At 73.5% G+C, this 24,908-nt stretch carries 27 protein-coding genes; 8 read left to right on the plus strand and 19 right to left on the minus strand.

Annotated features, from left to right (window positions below):
- The first annotated feature begins 339 nt into the window (after positions 1-339).
- The 6 genes from ACZ4VT_RS10880 (at position 340) to ACZ4VT_RS10905 (ending at position 7,219) form a co-directional block, all read left to right on the plus strand.
- On the plus strand, positions 340-1,533 hold the full coding sequence (locus tag ACZ4VT_RS10880) for an ADP-ribosylglycohydrolase family protein (protein WP_467948659.1): 1,194 nt from the start codon (positions 340-342) through the stop codon (positions 1,531-1,533).
- Positions 1,530-2,675: an ADP-ribosylglycohydrolase family protein gene (locus ACZ4VT_RS10885; protein ID WP_467948446.1), complete on the plus strand. Its 1,146-nt coding sequence runs from the start codon at positions 1,530-1,532 to the stop codon at positions 2,673-2,675. The genes ACZ4VT_RS10880 and ACZ4VT_RS10885 overlap by 4 nt, the downstream gene beginning before the upstream one ends.
- Entirely contained in the window at positions 2,672-4,102 is a 1,431-nt protein-coding gene (locus tag ACZ4VT_RS10890) for an ADP-ribosylglycohydrolase family protein (protein WP_467948448.1), read from the plus strand. The genes ACZ4VT_RS10885 and ACZ4VT_RS10890 overlap by 4 nt, the downstream gene beginning before the upstream one ends.
- Positions 4,099-5,070, plus strand: a complete 972-nt coding sequence (gene rbsK / locus ACZ4VT_RS10895) for a ribokinase (protein ID WP_467948450.1) — start codon at positions 4,099-4,101, stop codon at positions 5,068-5,070. Before ACZ4VT_RS10890 ends, rbsK begins: the two co-directional genes overlap by 4 nt.
- Before the next feature lie 65 nt (positions 5,071-5,135).
- Positions 5,136-6,407: a CaiB/BaiF CoA transferase family protein gene (locus tag ACZ4VT_RS10900; RefSeq protein ID WP_467948660.1), complete on the plus strand. Its 1,272-nt coding sequence runs from the start codon at positions 5,136-5,138 to the stop codon at positions 6,405-6,407.
- On the plus strand, positions 6,404-7,219 hold the full coding sequence (locus tag ACZ4VT_RS10905; RefSeq protein ID WP_467948452.1) for an HpcH/HpaI aldolase/citrate lyase family protein: 816 nt from the start codon (positions 6,404-6,406) through the stop codon (positions 7,217-7,219). Before ACZ4VT_RS10900 ends, ACZ4VT_RS10905 begins: the two co-directional genes overlap by 4 nt.
- Before the next feature lie 157 nt (positions 7,220-7,376).
- Here ACZ4VT_RS10905 and lgt read toward each other — a convergent pair whose 3' ends face one another.
- The 11 genes from lgt to hisI all read right to left on the minus strand — a co-directional run bounded on the left by lgt (position 7,377) and on the right by hisI (position 16,615).
- Complete coding sequence (gene lgt, locus ACZ4VT_RS10910) at positions 7,377-8,366, minus strand: prolipoprotein diacylglyceryl transferase (RefSeq protein WP_467948662.1); 990 nt, start codon at positions 8,364-8,366, stop codon at positions 7,377-7,379.
- A 99-nt stretch (positions 8,367-8,465) separates the two neighbouring features.
- Positions 8,466-9,422, minus strand: a complete 957-nt coding sequence (locus ACZ4VT_RS10915) for a DsbA family protein (RefSeq protein ID WP_467948454.1) — start codon at positions 9,420-9,422, stop codon at positions 8,466-8,468.
- 111 nt (positions 9,423-9,533) lie between these two features.
- On the minus strand, positions 9,534-10,361 hold the full coding sequence (trpA, locus tag ACZ4VT_RS10920; RefSeq protein WP_467948456.1) for a tryptophan synthase subunit alpha: 828 nt from the start codon (positions 10,359-10,361) through the stop codon (positions 9,534-9,536).
- Positions 10,358-11,629: a tryptophan synthase subunit beta gene (gene trpB / locus ACZ4VT_RS10925; RefSeq protein ID WP_467948458.1), complete on the minus strand. Its 1,272-nt coding sequence runs from the start codon at positions 11,627-11,629 to the stop codon at positions 10,358-10,360. The genes trpA and trpB overlap by 4 nt, the downstream gene beginning before the upstream one ends.
- Before the next feature lie 199 nt (positions 11,630-11,828).
- Positions 11,829-12,038: a tryptophan biosynthesis modulator TrpM gene (gene trpM, locus ACZ4VT_RS10930; RefSeq protein ID WP_362806841.1), complete on the minus strand. Its 210-nt coding sequence runs from the start codon at positions 12,036-12,038 to the stop codon at positions 11,829-11,831.
- 9 nt (positions 12,039-12,047) lie between these two features.
- A complete protein-coding gene (trpC, locus tag ACZ4VT_RS10935) occupies positions 12,048-12,857 on the minus strand; it encodes an indole-3-glycerol phosphate synthase TrpC (RefSeq protein ID WP_214932893.1) in 810 nt (269 codons plus the stop codon).
- A 182-nt stretch (positions 12,858-13,039) separates the two neighbouring features.
- The gene (locus tag ACZ4VT_RS10940; protein ID WP_467948460.1) at positions 13,040-13,555 is read right to left on the minus strand and encodes a DUF2752 domain-containing protein; all 516 of its coding nucleotides are present in this window, start codon (positions 13,553-13,555) and stop codon (positions 13,040-13,042) included.
- A gap of 74 nt (positions 13,556-13,629) precedes the next feature.
- A complete protein-coding gene (locus ACZ4VT_RS10945; RefSeq protein WP_467948462.1) occupies positions 13,630-13,881 on the minus strand; it encodes an HGxxPAAW family protein in 252 nt (83 codons plus the stop codon).
- Between the two features lie 112 nt (positions 13,882-13,993).
- Entirely contained in the window at positions 13,994-14,677 is a 684-nt protein-coding gene (locus ACZ4VT_RS10950; protein ID WP_467948464.1) for a TIGR02234 family membrane protein, read from the minus strand.
- A gap of 14 nt (positions 14,678-14,691) precedes the next feature.
- On the minus strand, positions 14,692-16,230 hold the full coding sequence (locus tag ACZ4VT_RS10955) for an anthranilate synthase component I (protein ID WP_467948466.1): 1,539 nt from the start codon (positions 16,228-16,230) through the stop codon (positions 14,692-14,694).
- 16 nt (positions 16,231-16,246) lie between these two features.
- Positions 16,247-16,615 carry a phosphoribosyl-AMP cyclohydrolase gene (hisI, locus tag ACZ4VT_RS10960; protein WP_319721786.1) on the minus strand — a complete coding sequence of 123 codons (369 nt, stop codon included), beginning with the start codon at positions 16,613-16,615 and terminating at the stop codon, positions 16,247-16,249.
- A 91-nt stretch (positions 16,616-16,706) separates the two neighbouring features.
- Here hisI and ACZ4VT_RS10965 point away from each other — a divergent pair, with 91 nt between their 5' ends.
- A complete protein-coding gene (locus tag ACZ4VT_RS10965) occupies positions 16,707-17,339 on the plus strand; it encodes a TIGR03085 family metal-binding protein (RefSeq protein ID WP_467948468.1) in 633 nt (210 codons plus the stop codon).
- A gap of 121 nt (positions 17,340-17,460) precedes the next feature.
- Here the strand turns inward: ACZ4VT_RS10965 and hisF are convergent, their stop codons facing one another.
- From hisF to hisD, 8 genes are read right to left on the minus strand one after another with little or no spacing between them, the layout of a single operon-like run.
- Positions 17,461-18,216: an imidazole glycerol phosphate synthase subunit HisF gene (gene hisF, locus ACZ4VT_RS10970; RefSeq protein ID WP_467948470.1), complete on the minus strand. Its 756-nt coding sequence runs from the start codon at positions 18,214-18,216 to the stop codon at positions 17,461-17,463.
- Positions 18,213-18,593: a RidA family protein gene (locus ACZ4VT_RS10975; protein WP_467948472.1), complete on the minus strand. Its 381-nt coding sequence runs from the start codon at positions 18,591-18,593 to the stop codon at positions 18,213-18,215. The genes hisF and ACZ4VT_RS10975 overlap by 4 nt, the downstream gene beginning before the upstream one ends.
- Positions 18,590-19,327 carry a bifunctional 1-(5-phosphoribosyl)-5-((5-phosphoribosylamino)methylideneamino)imidazole-4-carboxamide isomerase/phosphoribosylanthranilate isomerase PriA gene (gene priA / locus ACZ4VT_RS10980; RefSeq protein WP_351292059.1) on the minus strand — a complete coding sequence of 246 codons (738 nt, stop codon included), beginning with the start codon at positions 19,325-19,327 and terminating at the stop codon, positions 18,590-18,592. The genes ACZ4VT_RS10975 and priA overlap by 4 nt, the downstream gene beginning before the upstream one ends.
- Positions 19,327-19,968: an imidazole glycerol phosphate synthase subunit HisH gene (gene hisH, locus ACZ4VT_RS10985; protein WP_362806815.1), complete on the minus strand. Its 642-nt coding sequence runs from the start codon at positions 19,966-19,968 to the stop codon at positions 19,327-19,329. The genes priA and hisH overlap by 1 nt, the downstream gene beginning before the upstream one ends.
- A complete protein-coding gene (locus tag ACZ4VT_RS10990) occupies positions 19,965-20,132 on the minus strand; it encodes a hypothetical protein (protein WP_362806812.1) in 168 nt (55 codons plus the stop codon). The genes hisH and ACZ4VT_RS10990 overlap by 4 nt, the downstream gene beginning before the upstream one ends.
- Before the next feature lie 2 nt (positions 20,133-20,134).
- Positions 20,135-20,728, minus strand: coding sequence for an imidazoleglycerol-phosphate dehydratase HisB (gene hisB, locus ACZ4VT_RS10995; RefSeq protein WP_030155936.1), 594 nt, complete (start codon positions 20,726-20,728; stop codon positions 20,135-20,137).
- The gene (locus ACZ4VT_RS11000) at positions 20,725-21,831 is read right to left on the minus strand and encodes a histidinol-phosphate transaminase (protein WP_467948474.1); all 1,107 of its coding nucleotides are present in this window, start codon (positions 21,829-21,831) and stop codon (positions 20,725-20,727) included. The genes hisB and ACZ4VT_RS11000 overlap by 4 nt, the downstream gene beginning before the upstream one ends.
- Positions 21,828-23,150, minus strand: a complete 1,323-nt coding sequence (hisD, locus tag ACZ4VT_RS11005) for a histidinol dehydrogenase (protein WP_362806806.1) — start codon at positions 23,148-23,150, stop codon at positions 21,828-21,830. The genes ACZ4VT_RS11000 and hisD overlap by 4 nt, the downstream gene beginning before the upstream one ends.
- Positions 23,151-23,275: 125 nt before the next feature.
- Between hisD and ACZ4VT_RS11010 the strand changes: the two genes are divergently transcribed.
- Positions 23,276-24,874, plus strand: a complete 1,599-nt coding sequence (locus tag ACZ4VT_RS11010) for an oxidoreductase (RefSeq protein WP_467948476.1) — start codon at positions 23,276-23,278, stop codon at positions 24,872-24,874.
- The last annotated feature ends 34 nt before the right edge of the window (positions 24,875-24,908 follow it).

Here is a 24,908-nt window from a genome sequence, read left to right on the forward strand (position 1 = left end):
GCGGCACTGACCGGGGCCGGAGCCGGGGGCGGGCCCCTGGCCGGGGGCGGAGGCGGGTCAGTGGTCGGGGCCGCCGTCGCGGTCGGGTGGGGCGGGAGCGTGGGCTTCGGGGTGGTCGGCGGAGGGCCAGGCCTCCGGATCGCCGGGGTCCGGGTCATCGACCGGATCATCGAGCGGGCCCCCGCGGACGCCCCGCGGACCGTCGAACCGGCTCTGACAGCCGCACCCCGGACCGCCGAACTCACCCCCACAGCCACACCCCGAACCGCCCAGCTCACCCCCGCCGCTGTGGGGGGCTTGGCTGGTGCGGAGGCCGACTCGGCGGTCCGGGGTGTGGCTGTGGCACCCCGGACCTCCGCGCCCGCGGACCCAGCGCCCGCCGAGCCCCCCGCAGGGGCCCGGCGGATCGAGGGGCTCCTCCTCGGCCTCGCCGCAGGCGACGCGGCCGGGTGGCCCGCCGCCCGCCACCGCGCCAGCCGGATGCCCGAGTGGACCCGCCGGCTCACCCGCGAGCTGGACACCTTCGCCGAGCAGAACGCCACCACCACCCTCCCCGTCCCCATCGCCCTCAACCAGCCCCCCGAACCCCTGCGCCTCGGCCCCTCCGACGACGCCGAGTGGGCCGCCTTCGTCGCCGAGTCCGTGCTCACCGCCGCCGGCGTACTGCTCAGCGACCTCTCCCGGTCCCGCCGGATGCGCGCCGCCATCGACCTCGCGTGGAACGCCCTGGCCTCCGAGGTCGCCGCGGCAGCGGAACGCGCGCCCGAGGTCGAGTCCGCCGTCCTCCCCCTCCGCGCCCGGATCTCCGTCCGCGCCGGCCTCGGCAACCTCGCCACGGGCCTGCGCCCGCCCGCCACCGGTCACGACAACCCGCACTACTTCGACGACGCCGCCTGCATCCGCGCCTGCGTGCTCGCCGTCGTCCACCCGGGCGACGCCGCGGCCGCCGCCGACCTCGCCGAGTTCGACGCCCGCTACACCCAGGACGGCGACGGTGTCCACGGCGCCCGCGCCATGGCCGCCGCCATCGCCACCGCCCTCACCACCGCGGACGTCGACGCCGCCGTCGAGGCCGCCCTCGCCCAGCTCCCCGAGGCCACCGAGATCGGCCGCAACGCCCGTCACGCCGTGAACCTCGCCCGTACCCGCACGGACGGCGGCGGCGCCTTCGCCATCGTCCCCATCCTCGAACACGAGATCGTGGACCACGTCTACAGCTACGGGATCGCCGCCGCCGAGACCGTCCCCGTGGCCCTCGCCCTCGCGACCGCCGCCCGCGGCAGGGTGACCGAGGCCGTCCCGGCGGCCGCCTGCCTGTCCCGCGTCGCGGACTCCGCCCCCGCCCTCGCCGGCGCGCTCACCGGTGTGCTCGGCGGCGGCGATTCGATCCCCGCCGCCTGGCGCGAGGCCTGCCGCACCCTCTCCGGCTGTGCCCTCCCCCGCCTCGCCGGCACCGACCTCGTGGAACTCGCCGCGCTCCTCGCGCGCACGGAACTCACCTCACCCAAACCTCAGGGGATGATTCGGACATGACGCTCACGTTGGAGGACCGGGCCCGCGGCGCTCTCGTCGGAGCCGCCGTCGGCGACGCGCTCGGCGGCCCGGTGGAGGGCTGGACCCCGGACCAGATCGTGGAACGGCACGGCGGCCGCGTGCACGGCATCGTCGGCCCGTGGCACGAGAACTGGCGCACGGCCCGCCCCATCGCCCCGTACCACAAGGGCGACGGACACGTCACGGACGACACCTTGATGACGCACGCGCTGGTCCGCGTGTACGAGGCCGTACGCGACCACCTCGACTCCCACGCGATCGCCGAGCACCTGGTCCCCGACCTCATGAACAGCCCGCGCTGGATCCCCGAACTGGAGGCCGAGGCCCTGCCGTTGCAGCGGATCTTCCTCGCCGAGAAGTGGATCGTCACCCGGCTGCACTACGCGCACGTCGACCCCCGCGAGGCCGGCAGCGGGAACATCGTCAATTGCGGGGCGGCGATGTACATGGCGCCGGTGGGCCTCGTCAACGCGGGCAACCCGGCGGGCGCGTACGCGGAGGCGCTGGACATCGCCGGCGCGCACCAGTCCTCGTACGGGCGGGAGGCGGCGGGCGTGTTCGCGGCGGCGGTGGCGGCCGCGTGCGTGCCCGGCGCGACGGCCGCCTCGGTGGTGGACACGGCCCTGTCCCTGGCCAAGGACGGCACGCGCGCCGCGATCGCCGCCGTCCGCGAAGTGACCTCCGGCCACCGGGACATCGAGTCGGCTCTGGCCCCGCTGCGGGCGGCGGTGGCCCCGTACGACTCGGTCGGCCCGGACTACCGCAACCCGTCGCTCGACGCCCGCCGCCCCTCCCGCCTCCACGCCATCGAGGAACTCCCGATCGCGCTGGGCATGCTGCTGGTCGCCGACGGACGGTACGAGAGCGCGGTCCTGGGGGCGGTCAACTACGGCCGCGACTGCGACTCCACCGCCACCATGGCGGGCGCGATCGCCGGGGCCCTGGGCGGCGAGGCCGCGGTCCCGGCCGTCTGGGCCAAGCAGGTCGCCGAGGCCAGCCGCCTCGATCTGCACGCCCCGGCGGCGGCGATGGCCGCCGTGGCCCGGGAGGTCTTCGCCCTCGACCGGGACCGCCGCCGGGCCCACGAGTCGGCCTTCACCGCGATCTCGGCCGCACGGTGACGGCGTCCGCGGCCTGCGCCCCGGACTCCGTCCGGCTCACGTGGGCCCAGCCCGAGGACCTCGTCGGGCACGAGCTGCGCCAGGCGGCCGAGGACGGCCGGAACCCGGAGCCGGTCCGGCGCGCCTGGCTGGCGGCGGGCGGCAGCCCGGCCCCGGACCGTGCCGGCGCCTCCCCGACCCCGGCCGCGCCGGAACTCCGCGCCCTCGCGGTCGGCCTGCTGGACGAACTCGCCGCCCAGAAGTCCCCCCTGGCCGGCGCCGAACCCCAGTCCTGGCAGGCCATCGTCGCCGCCTGCCCGCACTGGCCGCCACCCGGCGGCCCCGCCCCGGCCGCGGAGCAGCACCCCGACAGCCCGGCCGGGCAGGACCCGGACCTGCGGACCCGGCTGGAGGCCGCCTGGTGGGGACGGGCCGTCGGGTGCCTGCTCGGCAAGCCCGTCGAGAAGCTCCCCCTGGAGGGGATCCGGGCGCTGGCCCGCGCCACCGGCAACTGGCCGCTGAACGACTGGTTCAGCGAACGCGGCGTACCGCCGGAGGTCCTGGCCGCGTACCCCTGGAACCGCCGCTCCGCCCCCACCTCGCTCGCCGAGAACATCGACGGCATGCCCGAGGACGACGACCTCAACTACCCGCTGCTCGGCCTGGTCCTCCTCCAGCGGCACGGCAAGGGTTTCACCACCGCCGACGTCGCCCGCCTCTGGCTCGGCGAACTGCCCGCCGGGCGGACCTTCACCGCCGAGCGCATCGCTTACCGCAACCTCCTGCTCGGGCTGGAGCCGCCCGCCACCGCCACCCACCACAACCCCTTCCGCGAATGGATCGGCGCCCTCATCCGCGCCGACGTGCACGGCTGGACCAACCCGGGCGATCCGGCCGCCGCCGCGGCCCAGGCGTACCGGGACGCCGTCCTGACCCACACCGGCAACGGCGTCTACGCCGCCCTCTTCATCGCGGCCGCCACCGCCGAGGCCGCCGCCGGCCGGGCGGACGTCCACACCGCGCTCCGGGCCGGGCTGGCCGTCGTACCGCCCCGCTCCCGCCTCGCCGAGGCCGTCCGCCTCGGGATCCGGGCGGCCGCGGACGAACCGGACTTCGACCTCGTCGTGGACCGGCTGCACGCGCGCTACGGGCACTACCACTGGGTGCACGCCGTCCCCAACACCGCCCTGATCGCCGCCGCCCTCACCCACGCCGACGGGGACTTCACCCGTTCCGTCTGCCGCGCCGTGTCCGGCGGCTGGGACACCGACTCCAACGGGGCCACCGCCGGCGCCCTCGCCGCGCTGGTCGCGGGATCCCCGAACGCCCTCCCGGACCGCTGGACCGCCCCCCTCAAGAACCGACTCGCCACCACCGTCCCCGGCTTCGACGGCATCGGCTTCGACACCCTCGCCCACCTCACCGCACAGGAGGCAGCACGCTCATGACGGCAATCGCCGTGCTCGGCAGTACGAACATGGACCTCGTCGCCTACGTCCCCAAGGCCCCCCGCCTCGGGGAGACCGTCACCGGCCGGGCCTTCCGCACGGTCCCCGGCGGCAAGGGCGCCAACCAGGCCGTCGCCGCCGCCCGTTCCGGCGGGGAGGTGGTGATGATCGGCGCGGTCGGGGCGGACGAGTTCGGCGTACGGCTGCGCTCCGCGCTCTCCGCCGACGGGATCGACACCGCGGGCCTGCGGACCGTCGAGGGCGCGAGCGGCACCGCCCACGTCACCGTGGACGACGAGGGCGGCAACAGCATCATCGTCATCCCCGGCGCCAACGCCCGCGTCACCGGCCTGGAGGCCGGGGACGACGCCCGGATCGCCGCCGCCGGCGCCCTCCTCCTCCAGCTGGAACTCCCCCTCACCACCGTCCTAGCCGGCGCCCTCGCCGCCCGCGCGCACGGGGTCCGTACGGTCCTCACCCCGGCCCCGGCCCAGCCGCTGCCCGCCGAACTCCTCGCCGCCACCGACCTCCTCGTGCCCAACGAGCACGAGGCGGCCGCCCTCACCGGGCTCACCGACCCCGGCCAGGCCGCCGCGGCCCTGCTCCACGACGTGCCCGAGGTCGTGATCACCCTCGGCGCGGCCGGAGTCCTGTACGCCGCCCGCGGCCGGGAACCCCTCTCCGTGCCCGCACCCCGGGTCCGGGCCGTGGACACCACCGCCGCCGGGGACACCTTCGTCGGCGCCCTGGCCGTGGCCCTGGGCGAGGGCCGGCCGATGCCCGACGCGCTGCGCTGGGCCTCGGCGGCGGCCGCGCTCTCGGTGCAGCGCCACGGCGCCCAGGACTCGATGCCGACGCGCGCCGAGACGGACTCCTTCGCCCTGGCCGGGTGGCAGGCGGAGCACGGGCGGCCGGCCCCGGCCGCCGCCTCCGGCCCCGGCGACGCCGAGGCCGGAGCCACCTCGTGACCCCCCACGGGGCCGGGCGTGTGTCGGGGCGGTCCCCGCAGGGCACCGAACGCACCGCCGCAGCGCTGTCCGACCGTGGGCACCCCGGCGAAGCCCCCGGCCCGGGCACCGCACCCGGCCCGGCCGGCGCCCGGCCACGGCAGGGGCACGGACAGGGGCCCCTGCGCGGGCTGCGGGTGCTCGACGTGGCCACCCTCTTCGCCGGGCCGCTCGCCGCCACCCTGCTCGGCGACTTCGGCGCCGAGGTCGTCAAGGTCGAGCACCCCGGCATCCCCGACCCCTCCCGCGGCCACGGCCCCGCCAAGGACGGCATCGGCCTGTGGTGGAAGCTGCTCGGCCGGAACAAGCGCACGATGACCCTCGACCTGTCCACCCCCGGCGGCCGGGAGACCCTGCTGCGCCTGGCCGCCACCGCCGACGTGGTCATCGAGAACTTCCGCCCCGGCACGCTGGAGAAGTGGGGCCTCGGCTGGCCGGAGCTGTCCGCCGCCAACCCGCGGCTCGTCCTGGCCCGCGTGACGGCCTTCGGCCAGCAGGGCCCGTACGCCCACCGCCCCGGCTTCGGCACCCTCGCCGAGGCCATGAGCGGTTTCGCCGCGATCACCGGGGAACCGGACGGGCCGCCGACCCTGCCGCCCTTCGGGCTCGCCGACTCGATCGCGGCGCTGACCACGGCGTACGCGGTGATGACGGCCCTGGCCGGGCGCGACCGCACCGGGCGCGGCCAGGTCGTGGACCTGGCCATCATCGAGCCGATCCTCACGGTGCTCGGCCCGCACCCGCTCTGGTACGACCAGCTCGGCTACGTCCAGCCCCGCACCGGCAACCGCTCCGCGAACAACGCCCCCCGCAACACCTACCGCAGCGCCGACGGCCGCTGGCTGGCGGTGTCCACCTCCGCGCAGTCCATCGCGGAGCGGGTCGTACGGCTGGTCGGCCGGCCGGAGCTGATCGCGGAGCCCTGGTTCGCGACGGGCGCGGGGCGGGCCCGGCACGCGGACGTCCTGGACGACGCCGTCGGCGGCTGGATCGCCCGGCACAAGGCCGAGGAGATCGTCGCCGCCTTCGAGGACGCCGAGGCGGCCGTGGCCCTCGTGTACGACGTCCGGGACGTGATGGCCGACCCCCAGTTCGCGGCCCTCGACACGGTCACCGAGATCGAGGACCCGGAGCTGGGCCCACTGCGGATGCAGAACATCCTCTTCCGGCTGTCCGAGACCCCCGGCGGGATCCGCTGGGCCGGCCGCCCGCACGGCGCGGACACCGACGAGGTCCTGACCGAGCTCGGGCTGACCCGGGCCGAGATCGCCGCGCTGCGAACCGAGGGGGCCTTGTGATCCTGACCTGGCTGTACGCACCCGGCGACCGCCCTGAGGTGGTCGCCAAGGCCCTCGGCTGCGGGGCGGACGCCGTGATCGTCGACCTGGAGGACGCGGTACCGGTCTCCCGCAAGGAGTACGCCCGCGCCGCGACCGCCGAACTGCTCGGCGAGCGGCCCCCGGTCCCGGTGCACGTCCGCGTCAACGCCCTGGACTCCCCCTGGGGCGGCGCCGACCTCAACGCGCTCGGCGGCCTGCGCGGGCTCGCGGGGCTGCGGCTGCCCAAGATCAGCGCCCCGGAGCAGATCGGTGCCGTCGCCGACCGCACCGGCGGGGTCAGCCTCCACGCGCTGTTGGAGTCGGCGCTGGGCGTGGAGCGCGCGTACGAGATCGCCCGCGCGCACCCCGCCCTGCGCGGGCTCTCGCTCGGCGAGGCGGACCTGCGGGCCGATCTGGCCGTCAGCGCGGAGGCGGGACTGGACTGGTGCCGGTCGCGGGTGGTGGTGGCGGCCCGGGCGGCGGGGCTGGCGCCGCCGGCCCAGTCGGTGTTCCCGGACATCCGGGACCTGGAGGCGCTGGCCGTCTCGTGCGTCCGCGGCCGGTCGCTCGGATTCTTCGGCCGGGCGGCGATCCATCCGCGGCAGCTTCCGGTGATCGAGCGGGCCTACCTCCCGGCGCCGGAGGAGGTCGACGCGGCCGTGGAGGTCCTGAGCGCGGCCCGGGCGACCCCCGGGGCGCTGGCCCTGCCGGACGGGCGGTTCGTCGACCCGGCGGTGGTGGCGGGCGCGCACCGCACCCTTGCGCTCGCCGCGCGCATGGCCGCCCGCTGACCGCTGCCCGCCTGCTCCCGGGCTGCGCCCGCACCCCGCTGCGGTGCCCGCCGGGATCGCGTGCGGCGAGGCTGGATGGGCACGGCCGGGTGTGGGGCGGGCAGCGCGAAGGGGGGTGCCGCGGTGTGCGCGGGACCCCCCTTCGGGACCGGTCCGGTCAGAGCTTGCCCGGTTCCGGGGCCTTGGCCTCGGCCTCGGCTTCGGCCTTGGCTTCGGCCTTGGCTTCGTCCTTGGCCGGGGCGTCCTTCGTCAGGACCGGGGCCTTCTTCTCGTCGGCGGCCTTGGCCGGGGCGTCCGCGTCGGCCGGAGCCGCGTCGTCGCCCTTGTCGCCGGAGACGACCGGTTCGACCACCGTCTCCCGGCCCGGCCGCAGCTTCGCCGACAGCACCAGGTAGACCACGGCCAGGACGAAGACCACGATCGAGGTCCAGACGTTCAGCCGCAGGCCCAGGATGTGGTGCGCCTCGTCGACCCGCATGTACTCGATCCAGCCGCGGCCCACGCAGTACGCGGCGACGTACAGGGCGAAGGCCCGCCCGTGCCCGAGCGTGAAGCGGCGGTCGGCCCAGATGACCAGCAGCGCGACGCCGACGCACCACAGCGACTCGTACAGGAAGGTCGGGTGGTAGGTGCCCGCGTCCCGGTTCGGGCCCGCGGTGATCTCCACCGCCCACGGGAGATCGGTGGCCCGGCCGTACAGCTCCTGGTTGAACCAGTTGCCCCAGCGACCGCAGGCCTGGGCCAGCGCGATGCCGGGGGCCAGGGCGTCCGCCCAGGCCGGCAGCGGGATCCCGCGCAGCCGGCAGCCGATCCAGGCACCCACCGCACCCAGCGCGATCGCGCCCCAGATGCCGAGGCCGCCCTCCCAGATCTTGAAGGCGTCGACCCAGTTGCGGCCCTCGCCGAAGTACAGCTGGTAATCGGTGATCACGTGGTAGAGGCGACCGCCCACGAGGCCGAAGGGCACCGCCCACACGGCGATGTCCGCGACCGTGCCCGGCTTGCCGCCGCGCGCGATCCAGCGACGGTTGCCGAGCCAGACGGCGACGAAGACGCCGATGATGATGCAGAACGCGTAGCCGCGGAGCGGGATCGGTCCGAGATGGATCACGCCGGTCGACGGACTGGGGATGTAAGCAAGGTCCATGGCAGACATGACGCTACCCTGCCGGGCGGTGCGGACGGCAACCCGCCCGGCAAGACGAAATCAAATCCAGACATGGACCGGCCGGTGATCAGTGCTCCGTCAGTCCCCCGAGGAGCCGTTCGAGGAGCTGGTGGAGGAGCGGTTCGCGGAACCGGTTCCCGCCGTCCTCGTGGCCGACGGCGAGGCCTTCGCTCCGGCCTTCGTCCCGGATCCGGTCGACGGCGAGGCCTTCCCCGGCCCCGTTTCGGCCCCGGTACCGCCGGAGCCCTTGGCCGCCGCTTCCACCTGTTCCTTCAGCTTCTGCGGGGTCACCGGATTGGCCTCGTCGGCGTAGATGTTCTTGCCGTCCAGCAGCACGGTGGGCGTGCCCCGGAACTTCCCGGCGATGAACGCCTCCTGCGACTTGCCGACCCAGCTGTTGTGGGTGCCGTCCTCGACGCAGGAGCGGAACTCGGGGGTGTCCAGCCCGTTGACCTTGCCCGCCAGTTCCAGCAGCTTGGCGTTCTTGCCGTAGGCGTCGTCGACCTCCTGCGGCTGGTTCTGGAAGAGGACGTCGTGGTACTCGGTGAACTTGCCCGCGTCCTGCGCGCAGGCCGCCGCGTTCGCCCCCTTCAGCGAACCGCTGCCGCCCATGTTCCCGTCGATGAGCGTGACCAGGTGGTAGTCGACCTTGAGCAGGCCCTTGGCCTCCAGCTCGTGGATCGTGTCCCGGTAGTTGTCCTCGAAGGACTTGCAGGCGGGGCAGCGGAAGTCCTCCCACACGGTGAGGGTGGACTTCGCCTCGGGCTTGCCCGTCCGGATGGCGAGGGCGTCCTTGCCGGTGGCCCCGGACGGGGCGACCACCGGGCCCGCCTTGGAGCCGCCGCTCTTGCCGGTGTTGGCCGCGATCACGCCGACGACGGTCGCCAGGCCGAGGACGCCGACCACCGCCGACGCCACGATGAGGGTCCGCCGGCGCTTGTCCCGGGTCTTCTGCCGCTGGCGCTCCTCCTGGAGTCGCTCCCGGGCCGATCGTTTCGTCGCATCGCGGTTGGCACCGTCGTTCTTCTCGCTCACGTTCGGCCAAACGAAGCAGGGAGGCACTCGCGTGCCTCCCTGCCCTCATTTCCACCCGATCGGACTACAGAACCCGGTCACAGGTCCGCGCTTTCGATCGAACGCGCGCCGTCAGCTCCTGCGTACGCCTTCCGCGAGCTCGCCCGCGAGCGCCCGTACGGCGGCCAGCCCGGCGGGCAGGTCCGGGGCGTCCAGCAGGAGCTTCACGAAGGCCGAGCCGACGATCACCCCGTCGGCGAAGCCCGCGACCTCCTTGGCCTGGACGGCGTTGGAGACGCCGAGGCCGACGCAGACCGGCAGGTCGCTGGTGGCGCGGGTGCGGCGCACCAGGTCCGCGGCCTGGTTGCCGACGGACTCGCGGGTGCCCGTGACGCCCATCAGCGAGGCGGCGTAGACGAAGCCGGAGCCGGCCGCCGTGATGGTGGCCAGCCGCTCGTCCTTGCTGCTGGGGGCGACGACGAAGACGGTCGCCAGACCGTGCTTCCCGGCGTGCTCGCGCCACAGCGCGGACTCCTGCACCGGCAGGTCGGGCAGGATGCAGCCGGCGCCGCCCGCCGCCGCGAGCTCGGCCGTGAAGCGCTCGACGCCGTAGCGGTCGATGGGGTTCCAGTACGTCATCACGAGGACCGGGGCCCCGGTGGCCTCGTGCGCCTCGCGGACCGTACGGATCACGTCGGCGATCCTGACTCCGCCGCGCAGGGCGATGTCGTCGGCGGTCTGGATGACCGGCCCGTCGAGGACCGGGTCGCTGTGGGGCAGGCCGATCTCGACGACGTCCGCGCCACCGGCGATGACGGCCTTGACCGCCTCGATGCCGCCGTCGACGGTCGGGAAGCCCGCGGGGAGGTAGGCGACGAGGGCGGCGCGGTCCTCGGACTTCGCCTTGGCGAGGGTGGCGCTCAGCAGCTCGATGTTGCCGCGTCCGTGCGTGGGGCTCACTTGTCGTCCCCCTCGGAGAACTCGTTGTCGGCGACTTCACCGTCGGTGTCGTACAGGTCGAAGTAGCGGGCCGCCGTGTCCATGTCCTTGTCGCCGCGGCCGGAGAGGTTGACGACGATCAGGCCGTCCTTGCCCAGTTCCCTGCCGAGGTCCAGGGCGCCCGCGAGGGCGTGCGCGGACTCGATCGCCGGGATGATCCCCTCGGTGCGCGACAGCAGGCGCAGGGCCTGCATGGCGGCGTCGTCGGTGACCGCGCGGTACTCGCCGCGGCCGGAGTCCTTGAGGTAGGAGTGCTCCGGGCCGATGCCCGGGTAGTCCAGGCCCGCGGAGATGGAGTACGGCTCGGTGATCTGGCCCTCGTCGTCCTGGAGGACGTAGGAGCGGGAGCCGTGCAGGATCCCGGGCTCGCCGGCGGTCAGCGTGGCCGCGTGCTCGCCGGTCTCGACGCCGTGTCCGGCGGGCTCGAAGCCGACCAGGCGGACGCCGGCGTCCGGGATGAAGGCGTGGAAGAGGCCGATGGCGTTCGAGCCGCCGCCGACGCAGGCCGCGACGGCGTCGGGCAGCCGGCCGGCGCGCTCCAGGATCTGGCGGCGGGCCTCGACGCCGATGACCCGGTGGAAGTCGCGGACCATGGCCGGGAAGGGGTGGGGGCCGGCGACCGTACCGAAGAGGTAGTGCGTCCGGTCCACATTGGCGACCCAGTCGCGGAACGCCTCGTTGATCGCGTCCTTCAGCGTCCGGGAGCCGGACTTCACGGCGATGACCTCGGCGCCGAGCATGCGCATGCGGGCGACGTTCAGCGCCTGGCGCTGGGTGTCGATCTCGCCCATGTAGATCACGCACTCGAGGCCGAAGAGCGCGCAGGCGGTGGCGGTGGCCACGCCGTGCTGGCCGGCGCCGGTCTCGGCGATGACCCGGGTCTTGCCCATGCGCTTGGTGAGCAGCGCCTGGCCCAGGACGTTGTTGATCTTGTGCGAGCCGGTGTGGTTCAGGTCCTCGCGCTTGAGGAAGATCCGGGCGCCGCCGGCGTGCTCGGCGAAGCGGGGCACCTCGGTGAGGGCGCTGGGGCGGCCGGTGTAGTTGACCATCAGGTCGTTGAGCTCGGCCGCGAAGGCCGGGTCGCCCTTGGCCTTCTCGTACTCGACGGCGACCTCGTCCACGGCGGCGACGAGCGCCTCCGGGATGAACTTGCCGCCGAAGTCACCGAAGTAACCCTCGGCGTTGGGAACGTGACCCTCCGGGTCCGGGATGAAGAACTCGCTGGACATGTCCAGTGCTCCTACGGGTGCGAGATGCGGCGGGGTGGATTCACCGTATGGCGCCGCCCGCAAGTACCGCGCACACCCCGCTGGGGGGATGTCGCGCGTACGGTGCGGAGCGGCCCGCGTCCGGAGGCCCGGACGGCGGGCCGTACGGAAGCTGCGCGCGGCGCGGTACGTCTCGCGTACCGGGCCGCGGCGGCCCTCGTTACAGCGCGCCTCCGCGGCGCCATCGCATGCCGTTGACCTGACCGGGCTCGGAGCCGATCACGTAGCGGACCCGCCGCCCGTGCACGCGCCGGGCCGGGGCACGGCAGCCGCGGGGGCGGCAGCCGCGCGCCAGGGGCGCGTGCGCCGTCGGCACCGCGGCCAGGCGGGAGCCGGGCCGGGTGCGGACGGAGGGGCGGTCGTGGGCCATGGGGGCGGGTCAGCTCCGCCCGTGGCGCAGGGCGGGGTGGGCGCCGGCGGCGACGAGGTCGGCCACGGCCGCCTTCGGGTCGCGGCCGGTCACCAGGGACTCCCCGACGAGGACGGCGTCGGCGCCCTCGTTGGCGTAGGCGATCAGGTCGTGCGGCCCGCGGATGCCGGATTCGGCGACCTTGACGATGTGGGCCGGGATCTCTCCGACGACGCGCTCGAAGGTGGAGCGGTCGACCTTGAGGTCCTTGAGGTTGCGGGCGTTGACACCGATGATCTTGGCGCCGGCGGCGACCGCGCGCTCCACTTCCTCCTCGTCGTGGACCTCGACGAGCGGGGTGAGACCGATGGACTCGGCCCGCTCGATGAGGGAGACGAGGGCCTCCTGTTCCAGGGCCGCGACGATCAGCAGCGCGAGGTCGGCGCCGTAGGCACGGGCCTCCCAGAGCTGGTACGCCGTGACGATGAAGTCCTTGCGCAGGATCGGGATGTCCACGCGGGCGCGGACGGCCTCCAGGTCGGCCAGCGAGCCGCCGAAACGACGCTGCTCGGTGAGGACGGAGATGACCGCCGCACCGCCCGCCTCGTAGTCGGCGGCGAGCCCGGCCGGATCCGCGATCGCGGCCAGCGCGCCCTTGGAGGGGCTGGAGCGCTTGACCTCGCAGATCACCTTGACGCTGTCGCCGCGCAGGGCAGCGACGCCGTCCTTGGCCTGGGGCGCCTTGGCGGCACGCTCCTTGAGCTCGTCGAGGCTCACGCGGGCCTGCCGTTCGGCAAGGTCTTCGCGGACCCCTTCGATGATCTCGTCGAGCACACTCACGCGAGCGGCCCCCTTCCGGGTCGATGACGGTCGGCCGCCTTGCAGACACGTACAAGTGCAAGGTCAGCAATTCAAATGGTATCCGCAGGAGGCCTGGCCCTCCGCACGTGGTTGACGGCGTCCCAGTACCTGGACATCCGGAACCCGGCCCTCATCGGGGCTGCTCAAGGGGCTCGGGGCGGTCAGGGGGCCAGCATCGAGCCGAAAGAAAGATTTCGGACGACGGCGAAGGCCAGGGCCAGCGCACCGAGCCCCCACCAGTACGGCGACCGCATGACGATCCTGGGGACCGGGCCGCCGCGGAAGGCGCGGACCAGCCACAGGGCCATGAACCCCGCGAAGACGAAGTAGCCGGTGACGGCGAGGGCATTCGCCCCTAGAGCCGTGACCAGATCGCCGTGGGCGAACGCGTGCGCACTGCGCAGGCCGCCGCAGCCCGGGCACAGGACTCCGGTCAGCCGGAACAGCGGGCAGACCGGATAGTGGCCCGGCTCGTTGGGGTCCACGGTGCCCACGTAGGCGAAGGCGGCGACGGCACCGGCCAGGTAGGACGCCGGGACGGCGAGCCTGCGGGCCCGGGACCGCCGGGGCGCGGGCGGAGCAGGGGGCACCGGGTGCGCCGGGTCCGCCGGGGGCGGGGCCGGCGGCAGGACATCGGGGGTGCGAGAGGCGTCCACCAGCTGATTCTCTCCGGTCATGACAAAAGGCGCAGCCCGGCGGGGCCACGCCTTTCGGCCGTGCTGCGTCTCGTCGCGCACCTCGTCGGTCGCGCTCAGACCTTGGCGGGGACCTTGTTGGCGGCGATGACCGCGGCGAGGTCCTTGTGGGCGGCCTTCGGCGCGCCCATGCCCGCGGCCTTCATCGCCATGCCCACGACACCGCCGAGCACGACGACGACGAGACCGGCCCAGAAGCCGAGCGGGTTCGCGATCACCATGAAGGCGCCGGAGATGCAGAAACCGATGAAGGCGATGATGACACCGGTCCAGGCGGCCGGGGTGTGTCCGTGGCTAGTGCCCGCCATGAGTTGCTCCTCGTTGCTCTGTCGCGCTGCTGTGTCGAACGTGCGGTCTGTGTCGAACGCTCGGTGCTCATTGTCCCGCACCGGACGGCCCGGCCGTCCAGGGGGGGTCGGGTCAGTGGGCCCGGTCGGTGCCCGGGTCCGTGGTCGGGTCCTCGCCGCGGTCCAGAGCCTTCCACAGATCTTCGGGCCGGTCCGGATCCACCGCCGCGACAGTCCGCGTACGGGGGCTGCCGTCACGCTCGTAGCGGCCTCCCATCGAGGGCCAGCCCCGGCCGAAGCGCAGCGCCAGCAGCCCGGCGGCCAGGATCAGGACCGCGCCGGCTGCCGTGACGTACGGCCACGTCGTCTGGGTCAGCGCGGCCGCGTGCGCGGCGCTGTCCGCGGTCGTACGGGCGGCCTCCGCGTCCAGGGCGCGGCGGCCGTCCGAGCCGAGGAGCGCGGACAGTGCCGCGCCCAGGCCGCTGAGGGCCAGCAGGCCCGACACCAGCAGGCGGCTCCTGCCGCGTACGGCGAAGACGGCGACCAGCGCGGCCAGGCCCACGATGGCCAGGGCGGCCGGGAGCCCGGTGACGGCCCTGCCGTCGGCGGCCAGCTGGAGCGAGTCACCGCCGATGGCGGTGGTGCCCCGGGCCCAGGTCCGGCCGGAGGCGAGCAGGACGACGGTGGAGCCGAGGGTGCCCAGCAGCAGCGCGGCGGCCACGCTGCGGCGGGCGCTGCGGCCGTCGGGAGCCTCGGGCTCGGACGGCTCGGACGCGGCATCGTTTCGGGGCGGGGGTACGGCACTCACGTACCCCACTATCCCCTACGCCCTCAGGAGCCGTGGAGGCGGTTCGCCGCTGCCACCGCGCGCAGCACGGCGGCCGCCTTGTTGCGGCACTCCCTGTCCTCCAGCTCGGGCACCGAGTCGGCGACGACACCGGCTCCGGCCTGCACGTACGCCGTGCCGTCGCGCAGCAGCGCGGTGCGGATGGCGATGGCCGTGTCGGAGTCACCGGCGAAGTCCAGGTAGCCCACGCAGCCGCCGTAGAGACCGCGGCGGGAGGGCTCCAGCTCCTCGATGATCTGCATGGCGCGGGGCTTGGGCGCCCCGGAGAGGGTGCCGGCCGGGAAGCAGGCGGTGAGCACGTCGAAGGCGCTCTTGCCCTCGGCGACCCGGCCCGTCACCGTCGAGACGATGTGCATGACGTGCGAGTACCGCTCGACGCTCATGAAGTCGACGACCTCGACGGAGCCGGGCTCGCAGACCCGGCCGAGGTCGTTGCGGCCCAGGTCGACGAGCATCAGGTGCTCGGCACGCTCCTTGGGGTCGGCCAGCAGCTCCTCGGCGAGCTCGTGGTCCTCCTGCGGGGTCGCGCCCCGGTGGCGGGTGCCGGCGATGGGGTGGACCATGGCCCGCCCGTCCTCGACCTTGACGAGTGCCTCGGGGCTGGATCCGACGACGTCGAAGCCGTTCTCGAAGCGGAAGAGGTACATGTACGGCGACGGGTTGGTGGCCCGGAGCACGCGGTAGACGTCCAGCGCGGAGGCCCGGCAGGCGGTCTCGAACCGCTGCGAGGGCACCACCTGGAAGGCCTCGCCGGCCCGGATCCGCTCCTTGATGTCCTCGACGGCCGCCTGGTACTTCTCGCCGCCCCACAACGCGGAGACTGTGCCGTCTTCAAAACTCGGCAGCTCGGAGGCGGGCAGCGGGGCCGGGGTGTACGGGGCGGGCCGGGCGAGGTCGGCCTCCATGGCGTCGAGCCGGGCCACGGCGTCCGCGTGGGCCTCGTCCACGCCCGTGTCGAGGTCGTTGTGGTTGATCGCGTTGGCGATGAGCTGGACGGTGCCGTCCCAGTGGTCCAGGACCGCCAGGTCGGAGGTGAGCAGCATGGTCAGCTCGGGCAGTTCGAGGTCGTCGGCCGTGTGCTCGCCGATCCGCTCCAGGCGGCGCACGATGTCGTAGCCGAGGTAGCCGACCATGCCGCCGGTGAAGGGCGGCATGCCCCCGGCGAGGTCCCGGGCGGGGGTACCTTCCACGCCGCCAGGCGTAGGGGGAGTGTGCAGGGCCTCGACGGTGGCGCGCAGGGCGTCCAGGGGGTCGCCGTCGGTGGGTACGCCGACGGGCGGGGTGCCGATCCAGTGCGCGTGGCCGTCCCGGGCGGTCAGGGTCGCGTCGCTGCGTACGCCGATGAAGGAGTACCGGGACCAGGAGCGGCCGTTCTCGGCCGACTCCAGCAGGAAGGTGCCGGGGCGTTCGGCGGCCAGCTTGCGGTAGAGCCCCACCGGGGTGTCTCCGTCGGCCAGCAGCTTGCGGCTCACGGGGATGACGCGGCGGTCGGCCGCGAGCTTGCGGAACGTCTCGAGATCCATTGCGTGGGGACCCTACCTAGTCGGCTGCGCGGAGGAGGACATCGTCGTCGAAGCAGGTGCGGGCGCCGGTGTGACAGGCGGCTCCGACCTGGTCGACCTTGACGAGCACGGTGTCGGCGTCGCAGTCGAGGGCGACGGACTTCACGTGCTGGAAGTGGCCGGAGGTGTCCCCCTTCACCCAGTACTCCTGGCGGCTGCGGGACCAGTAGGTACAGCGGCCGGTGGTCAGGGTGCGGTGCAGGGCCTCGTCGTCCATCCAGCCCAGCATGAGCACCTCACCGGTGTCGTACTGCTGGGCGATGGCCGGGACCAGTCCGTCGGCGGAGCGCTTGAGCCGGGCGGCGATGGCGGGATCGAGGGAACCGGGGCGGGGGGACGTACTCATACGGCCATTGTGCCGGGCCGGGATGGGGGTGATGATCCGCGTCCGCCTGATGGGCGGGCACACGGCCGGTTCCGGCCGTAGGCTGGCCTGCATGTCTACCCATGCGAAGCGTGAACGTCTGTTGCTGGCGGACCTGTTGGAGGCGGCCGGACCGGAGGCCCCCACGCTGTGCGACGGCTGGACCTGCCGGGAGCTGGCCGCGCACGTCGTCATCCGGGAGCGGCGGCCGGACGCGGCGGGCGGGATCCTGCTGAACGTGCTGAAGGCCCGCCTGGACAAGGCCATGGAGGAGTACGCCGCCAAGCCGTACGAGGAACTGATCCAGCTGATCCGGACCGGCCCGCCGAGGATGTCGGTGTACGCGCTGAAGCAGATCGACGAGGCGGCGAACGCGGTGGAGTTCTTCGTCCACGCGGAGGACGTCCGCCGCGCCCAGCCGGACTGGTCCCCGCGGGAACTGGACCCGGTGTTCTCGGACTCGCTGTGGTCCCGCCTGGAGAAGATGGCCCGCCTGACGGGCCGCCGCTCCCCGGTGGGCCTGGTCCTGCGCCGCCCGAACGGCCAGACCGCGGTGGCGCACAAGGGTGCGCCGGTGGTGACGGTGACGGGCGAGCCGGGCGAACTGACCCTGTTCTGCTTCGGCCGTCAGGACTCGGCGGATGTCTCTCTGGACGGGGAGAAGGAGGCGGTCGCCCAGCTGACGGTGGCCAAGCTGGGCATCTGACCTGCGGGCCGTCTCCCGGGGGCCGGCCCCCGGACCCCCGCCCCTCAACCGCCGGAGGAGCTGATTCTCAGCCTCGCCGGCGTTTGAGGCGCGGGTCTGGGGCAGATCCCGGGAGACGGCGCTAGCGGACCGGGTGGCCCGCGTCCCGCAGGGCGGTCTTGACCTCGGAGATCCGCAGGTCGCCGAAGTGGAACACCGACGCCGCGAGCACGGCATCCGCACCCGCCTCGATCGCCGGCGCGAAGTGCGCGAGCGCCCCCGCCCCGCCCGACGCGATCACCGGCACGGTCACGTGCTTGCGTACGGCCGCGATCATCTCCGTGTCGTAGCCGTCCTTCGTCCCGTCCGCGTCCATCGAGTTCAGCAGGATCTCCCCGGCGCCCAGCTCGGCCGCCCGGTGGGCCCACTCGACGGCGTCGATGCCGGTGCCCCGGCGGCCGCCGTGCGTGGTGACCTCGAAGGAGCCCGTCTCGGTGCGGCGGGCGTCCACCGACAGCACGAGGACCTGACGGCCGAAGCGCTCCGCGATCTCCTGGATCAGCTCGGGGCGGGCGATGGCGGCGGTGTTGACGCCGACCTTGTCCGCGCCGGCCCGCAGCAGCTTGTCCACGTCGTCCGCGGTACGGACGCCGCCGCCCACGGTCAGCGGGATGAAGACCTGCTCGGCGGTCCTGCGCACCACGTCGTACGTGGTCTCGCGGTTGCCGGAGGAGGCGGTGATGTCGAGGAAGGTCAGCTCGTCGGCGCCCTCGGCGTCGTACAGCTTGGCCATCTCCACCGGGTCACCGGCGTCGCGCAGGTTCTGGAAGTTGACGCCCTTGACGACCCGGCCGTTGTCCACGTCCAGGCAGGGGATCACGCGTACGGCGAGGGTCATGCGGACGCCTCCTTGTACGCCTCGACCTCCACCTCGACGACCATGCCGGGGTCGACGAAGCCGGAGACGATGAGCATGGTCGCGGCCGGGCGGACCGCGTCGAAGAGTTCCTTGTGCGCGCGGCCCACCTCGTCCACGTCGCGGGCGTGCGTCAGGTACATGCGGGTGCGGACGACGTCTTCGGGGCCGAGGCCGGCCTGGGCGAGGGCCTTGAAGGCGACGCCGAAGGCCGCGACGGTCTGGTCGTACGGACCGCCCGCGTCGGCCGCGGTGCAGCCGGAGACGAGCACGAGCCCGTTCGGCAGCTGCACGGCGCGGGAGTAGCCGATCACGTCCTCGTACGGACCGCCGGAAGAGATACGGCGTACGTCGCTCATGCGGAGACCACCTTCAGGGCTTCTTCCAGGGTGAAGGCCTTGGCGTACAGGGCCTTGCCGACGATCGCGCCTTCGACGCCCAGCGGCACCAGCTCGGCGAGGGCCCGCAGGTCGTCGAGGGAGGAGATGCCGCCGGAGGCGACGACGGGCCGGTCGGTGGCGGCGCAGACGTTCTTCAGCAGCTCCAGGTTGGGGCCGGTGAGCGTGCCGTCCTTGCCGATGTCGGTGACGACGTAGCGGGCGCAGCCCTCGGAGTCCAGGCGCGCGAGGGTCTCGTACAGGTCGCCGCCCTCGCTGGTCCAGCCGCGGCCCTTGAGGGTGGTGCCGCGCACGTCGAGACCGACCGCGATCCGGTCGCCGTGCTCGGCGATGGCCCTGGCGGCCCACTCGGGGGTCTCCAGGGCGGCGGTGCCGAGGTTGACGCGGGTGCAGCCGGTGGCGAGGGCCGCGGCGAGCGAGGCGTCGTCGCGGATGCCGCCGGACAGCTCGACCTTGATGTCCATGGCGCCGGTGATCTCGGCGACCAGGGCGCGGTTGTCACCGGTGCCGAAGGCCGCGTCGAGGTCGACCAGGTGCAGCCATTCGGCGCCGGAGCGCTGCCAGGCGAGGGCGGCCTCCAGCGGGGAGCCGTAGGAGGTCTCGCTGCCGGACACCCCGTGCACGAGGCGAACGGCCTGACCGTCGCGGACGTCGACCGCGGGGAGGAGTTCCAGCTTCGCTGAGGACACGGTCATCACAGGGTCTCGATCCAGTTGGTGAGGAGCTGGGCGCCGGCGTCGCCGGACTTCTCGGGGTGGAACTGGGTGGCCCACAGGGCCCCGTTCTCCACCGCCGCGACGAAGCGCTCGCCGTGGGTGGCCCAGGTGACCTTGGGGGCGCGGATGAGCGGGTTGGTGGTCTCCAGGCTCCACTCGCGCGCCGCGTAGGAGTGCACGAAGTAGAAGCGGGCGTCGGCGTCCAGGCCGGCGAAGGCCTGGGTGTCGGCCGGCGCCTCGACGGTGTTCCAGCCCATGTGGGGGACGATCGGGGCCTTGAGCGGGCCGACCGTGCCGGGCCACTCGTCCAGGCCCTCGGTCTCCACGCCGTGCTCGATGCCGCGCTCGAAGAGGATCTGCATGCCGACGCAGATGCCCATGACCGGGCGGCCGCCGGACAGCCGGCGGCCGATGATCCAGTCGCCGCGGGCGGACCTCAGTCCCTGCATGCAGGCGGAGAAGGCGCCGACGCCGGGGACGAGGAGTCCGTCGGCGTCCATGGCCTTGTCGTAGTCACGGGTGATCTCGACGTCGGCGCCGACGCGGGCGAGGGCGCGCTCGGCGGAGCGGACGTTGCCGAAGCCGTAGTCGAAGACGACGACGTTCTTGGTTGCGGTCATGCCCAGATCCCTTGGATTCGCAGGACTCCGGCGGCCAGGCACATCGCGGAGGCGAGGGCGAGCAGAACGATGACCCCCAGGGGCATCCCCTGCTTCTTGAAGGAGTAGACGCCGCCGGCCAGGAACAGGCCGAGGACGATCAGGATGGTGTTGAGGCCGTTCACGGCTAGAGGGCGCCCTTCGTGGAGGGCAGGATGCCGGCCGCGCGCGGGTCGAACTCGGCGGCGTAGCGCAGGGCCCGGGCGAGGGCCTTGAACTGGCACTCCACGATGTGGTGGGCGTTGCGCCCGTACGGGACGTGGATGTGCAGGGCGATCTGGGCCTGTGCGACGAAGGACTCGAAGATGTGCCGGGTCATCGTCGTGTCGTACTCGCCGATCATCGGCGCCATGTTCTCGGGCTCGGTGTGCACGAGGTAGGGGCGGCCGGACAGGTCGACGGTCACCTGGGCGAGGGACTCGTCGAGCGGCACGGTGCAGTTGCCGAAGCGGTAGATGCCGACCTTGTCGCCGAGGGCCTGCTTGAAGGCGGCGCCGAGCGCGAGGGCGGTGTCCTCGATGGTGTGGTGGCTGTCGATGTGCAGGTCGCCGTCCGTCTTGACCGTGAGGTCGAAGAGGCCGTGGCGGCCGAGCTGGTCGAGCATGTGGTCGTAGAAGCCCACGCCGGTCGAGACGTCGACCTTGCCGGTGCCGTCGAGGTTTATCTCGACGAGGACCGAGGTCTCCTTGGTGGTCCGTTCGACCCGTCCGATGCGGCTCATGCGTGCTGCTCCTTCTTCAGTGCGCGAACCGCTTCCAGGAACGCGTCGTTCTCTGCCGGGGTGCCGGCGGTGACGCGCAGCCACCCCGGTACTCCGTTGTCACGGACCAGGACACCCTGGTCGAGGATCTTCTGCCATGCGGTGTGGGAGTCGTCGAACTTCCCGAACTGGATGAAGTTCGCGTCGGAGTCGGTGACCTCGTAGCCGATGGCCCGCAGTTCGACGACCAGCCGGTCCCGTTCGGCCTTGAGCTGCTCGACGTAGCCCAGGAGGGTGTCGGTGTGCTCCAGGGCGGCCAGCGCGGTGGCCTGGGTCACGGCCGACAGGTGGTACGGCAGGCGCACCAGCTGGACGGCGTCGACGACGGCGGGGTGCGCGGCCAGGTAGCCCAGGCGCAGGCCGGCCGCGCCGAAGGCCTTGGACATGGTCCGGGAGACCACCAGGTTCGGGCGGCCCTCGATGAGGGGCAGCAGCGAGGCGCGGTGGCTGAACTCGACGTACGCCTCGTCCACGATGACCAGCGAGGGCTTGGCCGCCTGTGCCGCCTGGTAGAGGGCGAGGACCGTCTCCGCCTCGACCGCGGTACCCGTGGGGTTGTTGGGCGAGGTGATGAAGACGACGTCGGGGGCGTGCTCGGCGATCGTCCGCTCCGCCGCCGCCACGTCGATGGTGAAGTCCTCCCGGCGCGGGCCGGAGATCCACCCGGTGCCGGTGCCGCGGGAGATCAGCGCGTGCATCGAGTACGAGGGCTCGAAGCCGAGGGCGGTGCGGCCGGGCCCGCCGAAGGTCTGCAGCAGCTGCTGGATGACCTCGTTGGAGCCGTTGGCGGCCCATACGTTCTCCCGCGCGACCGGGTGCCCGGCCGTACGGGTGAGGTAGGCGGCCAGCTGGGTGCGCAGCTCGACCGCGTCCCGGTCGGGGTAGCGGTTGAGGGTGCGGGCGGCCTCGGCCACCCGCTCGGCGATCCGCGCGACGAGCGCGGCGGGGAGCTCGTACGGGTTCTCGTTGGTGTTCAGCTGGACGGGCACGTCCAGCTGGGGGGCGCCGTACGGGGTCTTGCCGCGCAGCTCGTCCCGGATGGGGAGGTCGTCGATGCCGGTCACGCCTGGGGAACCTTCCATCCGAAGCGGGCCTTGAGGGCGGCGCCGTGCGCCGGCAGGTCCTCGGCCTCCGCGAGGGTCACCACGTGGTGGGTGACCTCGGCGAGGGCGTCCCGCGTGTAATCGACGATGTGGATGCCGCGCAGGAAGGACTGCACGGACAGGCCGGAGGAGTGGCAGGCGCAGCCGCCGGTGGGCAGCACGTGGTTCGACCCGGCGCAGTAGTCGCCGAGCGAGACCGGGGCCCACGGGCCGACGAAGATCGCGCCGGCGTTGCGGACGCGGGCGGCCCACGCGGCGGCGTCGGCGGTCTGGATCTCCAGGTGCTCGGCGCCGTACGCGTCGACGATCTTGAGGCCGTCCTCCAGGCTGTCGACCAGCACGATCGCGGACTGCTTGCCGGCGAGCGCGGGCTTGATCCGGTCCTCGACGTGCTTGGTCGCGGCGACCTGCGGCTCCAGCTCCCGCTCGACCGCGTCCGCGAGCTCCGCGGAGTCGGTGACGAGCACGGCGGCGGCCAGCGGGTCGTGCTCGGCCTGGCTGATCAGGTCGGCGGCGACGTGCACCGGGTCGGCCGTGGAGTCCGCGAGGACCGCGATCTCGGTCGGGCCGGCCTCGGTGTCGATGCCGATCTTCCCGGTGAAGTAGCGCTTGGCGGCGGCGACCCAGATGTTGCCGGGGCCGGTCACCATGTTGACCGGGAGGCAGTCCTCGGTGCCGTACGCGAACATCGCGACGGCGACCGCGCCGCCGGCCGCGTACACCTCGTCGACGCCCAGCAGCGCGCACGCGGCGAGGATCGTCGGGTGCGGCAGGCCGCCGAACTCCTTCTGCGGCGGGGACGCGAGCGCGATCGACTCGACGCCCGCCTCCTGGGCCGGTACGACGTTCATGACGACGGAGGAGGGGTACACGGAGCGGCCGCCCGGGGCGTACAGGCCCACGCGCTCCACCGGAACCCACTTCTCGGTCACGGTTCCGCCGGGGACCACCTGGGTGGTGTGCTCGGTGCGGCGCTGGTTGCGGTGCACGATCCGGGCGCGCCGGATCGACTCCTCCAGGGCGGCGCGCACGGCCGGGTCCAGCTCCTCCAGGGCGGCCTTGATGGCCTCCGCGGGTACCCGGACCTGCGAGAGCTCGACTCCGTCGAACTTCCGCGCGTACTCGATCAGCGCCGCCGTGCCCCGATGATGGACGTCCTCGCAGATGGGCCGCACCTTCTCCAGGGCAGCTTCTACGTCGAACTCGGCACGGGGCAGCAGATCGCGCAGGGCGCCACCCTCGGGGAGGGCGTCACCGCGCAGGTCGATACGAGAGATCACCTCCCAATTCTCTCAGACCGCCCGGTGCCACCGTTCGCCCGTATCACTGGCTGATACACGCCCCGGATGTCACAGGCGCCCGATAACTTTGATCTACACGTACATGTCAGCGGAGGGGGGCCGCCGTGACCGAGGCGCGCGCGGGCGAGGAACCGGCGGATCTCACCGCTGCCGAGCACCGCATGTGGGAGGCGTTCCGCACCGGCAGCGTCTGCGACCTCAGCGCCCGTGCCGCCGACGAGGACGATCCGCACGCCGACCGCGTCTGGGGTCCCGGCCGCAGCGTCCGCGCCCAGGTGGTGGCCCTGCTGCTGCTCCACGGGCCGCCGCCGGTGCCGGGGCGGGTGGCCTCCCTCAAGCTGCGCGGGGTGCGGATCGCCGGGCGGCTGGATCTGTCCGGTGGCACGGTGGCCCCGTACGTGGAGCTCCAGTCCTGCCGCTTCGACAGCGAGATCCAGCTGTCCGAGGCCCGCTTCGGCACGCTGCGCCTGATCAACTGCGCGATTCCGCGGCTGGAGGCGGCCCGCCTGCACACCGAGGGCGACCTGCACCTGCCGCGCTGCCGGGTGGCGCGCGGGATCCGGCTGACCGACGCCCAGATCGGCACCGACCTGCTGGTCAGCCAGGCCGTGGTGCAGCGGGACAGCAAGGGCCGGGCGATCGCCGCCGACGGGATGTCGGTCGCGCAGGACTTCCAGGGCGAGCTGCTGGAGACGTACGGGGAGGTGAGCCTGCGCGGCGCCAAGGTCGGCGTGTCGATGAACCTGCGCGGGGCCCGCCTGCGCAACCCGTCCGGGCGGTACGCGCTGAACGCCCCGCAGCTGACCGTCGAGCGGACCCTGTACCTGACCTCGATCGCGCTGGGCTACATGCAGGGCGGGGACGGCTCGTCCACTCCCCCGTACGGGCTGGGGCTGACCCCGACGCGCGGGCAGCGGGCGCAGCGCTTCGAGTGCCGGGGCGGGCTGCGGCTGGACGACGGCCGCTTCGGGGACGCCATCGACTTCTACGGCGCGCAGTTCGGGCTCACGGACGAGCAGGAGATATCCCTGCGCCGGATCCAGACCCCCGAGTTCCGTTTCGTCGGGGAGCGGCCGGAGCGCGGGCGTGTCGTGGTGTCCGGGGCCAAAGTGGTGAAGCTCGTCGACACCTCCACGAGCTGGCCGGGCCCGGGCGGGGTGTCCATAGAGGGATTCGTCTACGAGAACCTCGCGCCGCGCGGCCACTTCCCGCTCGCCCGGCGCCTCGCCTGGGTGGCGGCGGCCACCCCCGAGTACTCGCCGGAGCCGTACGAGCGGCTGGCCGCGGTCCTGCGGGCCAGCGGCGAGGACGCGGACGCCCGCGAGGTGCTGCTGGCCAAGCAGCGGCGGCGCCGGGCCACGCTGCCGCCGGGGCCGAAGGCGTGGGGGTACCTCCAGGACTGGACGGTGGTCTACGGGTACCGGCCGGGCCGGGCCGCGCTGTGGATGGCGGTGCTGTGGGCGGCGGGCGCGCTGCTGTTCTCCCAGCTCGACCCGCCGGCCATCAAGGAGGACGAGCATCCGCAGTGGAGCGCCGCCCTGTACGCGCTGGATCTGCTGCTCCCGGTGATCGACCTCGGCCAGCAGGGCCAGTGGAAGCTGGAGGGCGGCTGGCAGTGGGGGGCGGCGGGCCTCGTCATCATGGGCTGGATCCTGGCCACGACGGTGGCCGCGGGAGCGTCCCGGCTGCTGCGGCGGGGGTGACGGGGGCTGTGCCCGGGCGATTACCCTGTGCCTC

Source organism: Streptomyces sp. NPDC029164, assembly GCF_055563995.1.

Bases quoted from the DNA above. Each gene is read 5' to 3' on its own strand.
- ACZ4VT_RS10975 (WP_467948472.1), bottom strand. From the start codon at position 18,593: ATGAGCGACGTACGCCGTATCTCTTCCGGCGGTCCGTACGAGGACGTG.
- hisB (WP_030155936.1), bottom strand. From the start codon at position 20,728: ATGAGCCGCATCGGACGGGTCGAACGGACCACCAAGGAGACCTCGGTC.
- priA (WP_351292059.1), bottom strand. From the start codon at position 19,327: ATGACCGTGTCCTCAGCGAAGCTGGAACTCCTCCCCGCGGTCGACGTC.
- hisI (WP_319721786.1), bottom strand. From the start codon at position 16,615: ATGAGTACGTCCCCCCGCCCCGGTTCCCTCGATCCCGCCATCGCCGCC.
- hisH (WP_362806815.1), bottom strand. From the start codon at position 19,968: ATGACCGCAACCAAGAACGTCGTCGTCTTCGACTACGGCTTCGGCAAC.
- ACZ4VT_RS10885 (WP_467948446.1), top strand. From the start codon at position 1,530: ATGACGCTCACGTTGGAGGACCGGGCCCGCGGCGCTCTCGTCGGAGCC.
- ACZ4VT_RS10955 (WP_467948466.1), bottom strand. From the start codon at position 16,230: ATGGATCTCGAGACGTTCCGCAAGCTCGCGGCCGACCGCCGCGTCATC.
- rbsK (WP_467948450.1), top strand. From the start codon at position 4,099: ATGACGGCAATCGCCGTGCTCGGCAGTACGAACATGGACCTCGTCGCC.
- ACZ4VT_RS10940 (WP_467948460.1), bottom strand. From the start codon at position 13,555: ATGACCGGAGAGAATCAGCTGGTGGACGCCTCTCGCACCCCCGATGTC.
- trpB (WP_467948458.1), bottom strand. From the start codon at position 11,629: ATGTCCAGCGAGTTCTTCATCCCGGACCCGGAGGGTCACGTTCCCAAC.
- ACZ4VT_RS10945 (WP_467948462.1), bottom strand. From the start codon at position 13,881: ATGGCGGGCACTAGCCACGGACACACCCCGGCCGCCTGGACCGGTGTC.
- ACZ4VT_RS10965 (WP_467948468.1), top strand. From the start codon at position 16,707: ATGTCTACCCATGCGAAGCGTGAACGTCTGTTGCTGGCGGACCTGTTG.
- lgt (WP_467948662.1), bottom strand. From the start codon at position 8,366: ATGGACCTTGCTTACATCCCCAGTCCGTCGACCGGCGTGATCCATCTC.
- hisF (WP_467948470.1), bottom strand. From the start codon at position 18,216: ATGACCCTCGCCGTACGCGTGATCCCCTGCCTGGACGTGGACAACGGC.
- trpM (WP_362806841.1), bottom strand. From the start codon at position 12,038: ATGGCCCACGACCGCCCCTCCGTCCGCACCCGGCCCGGCTCCCGCCTG.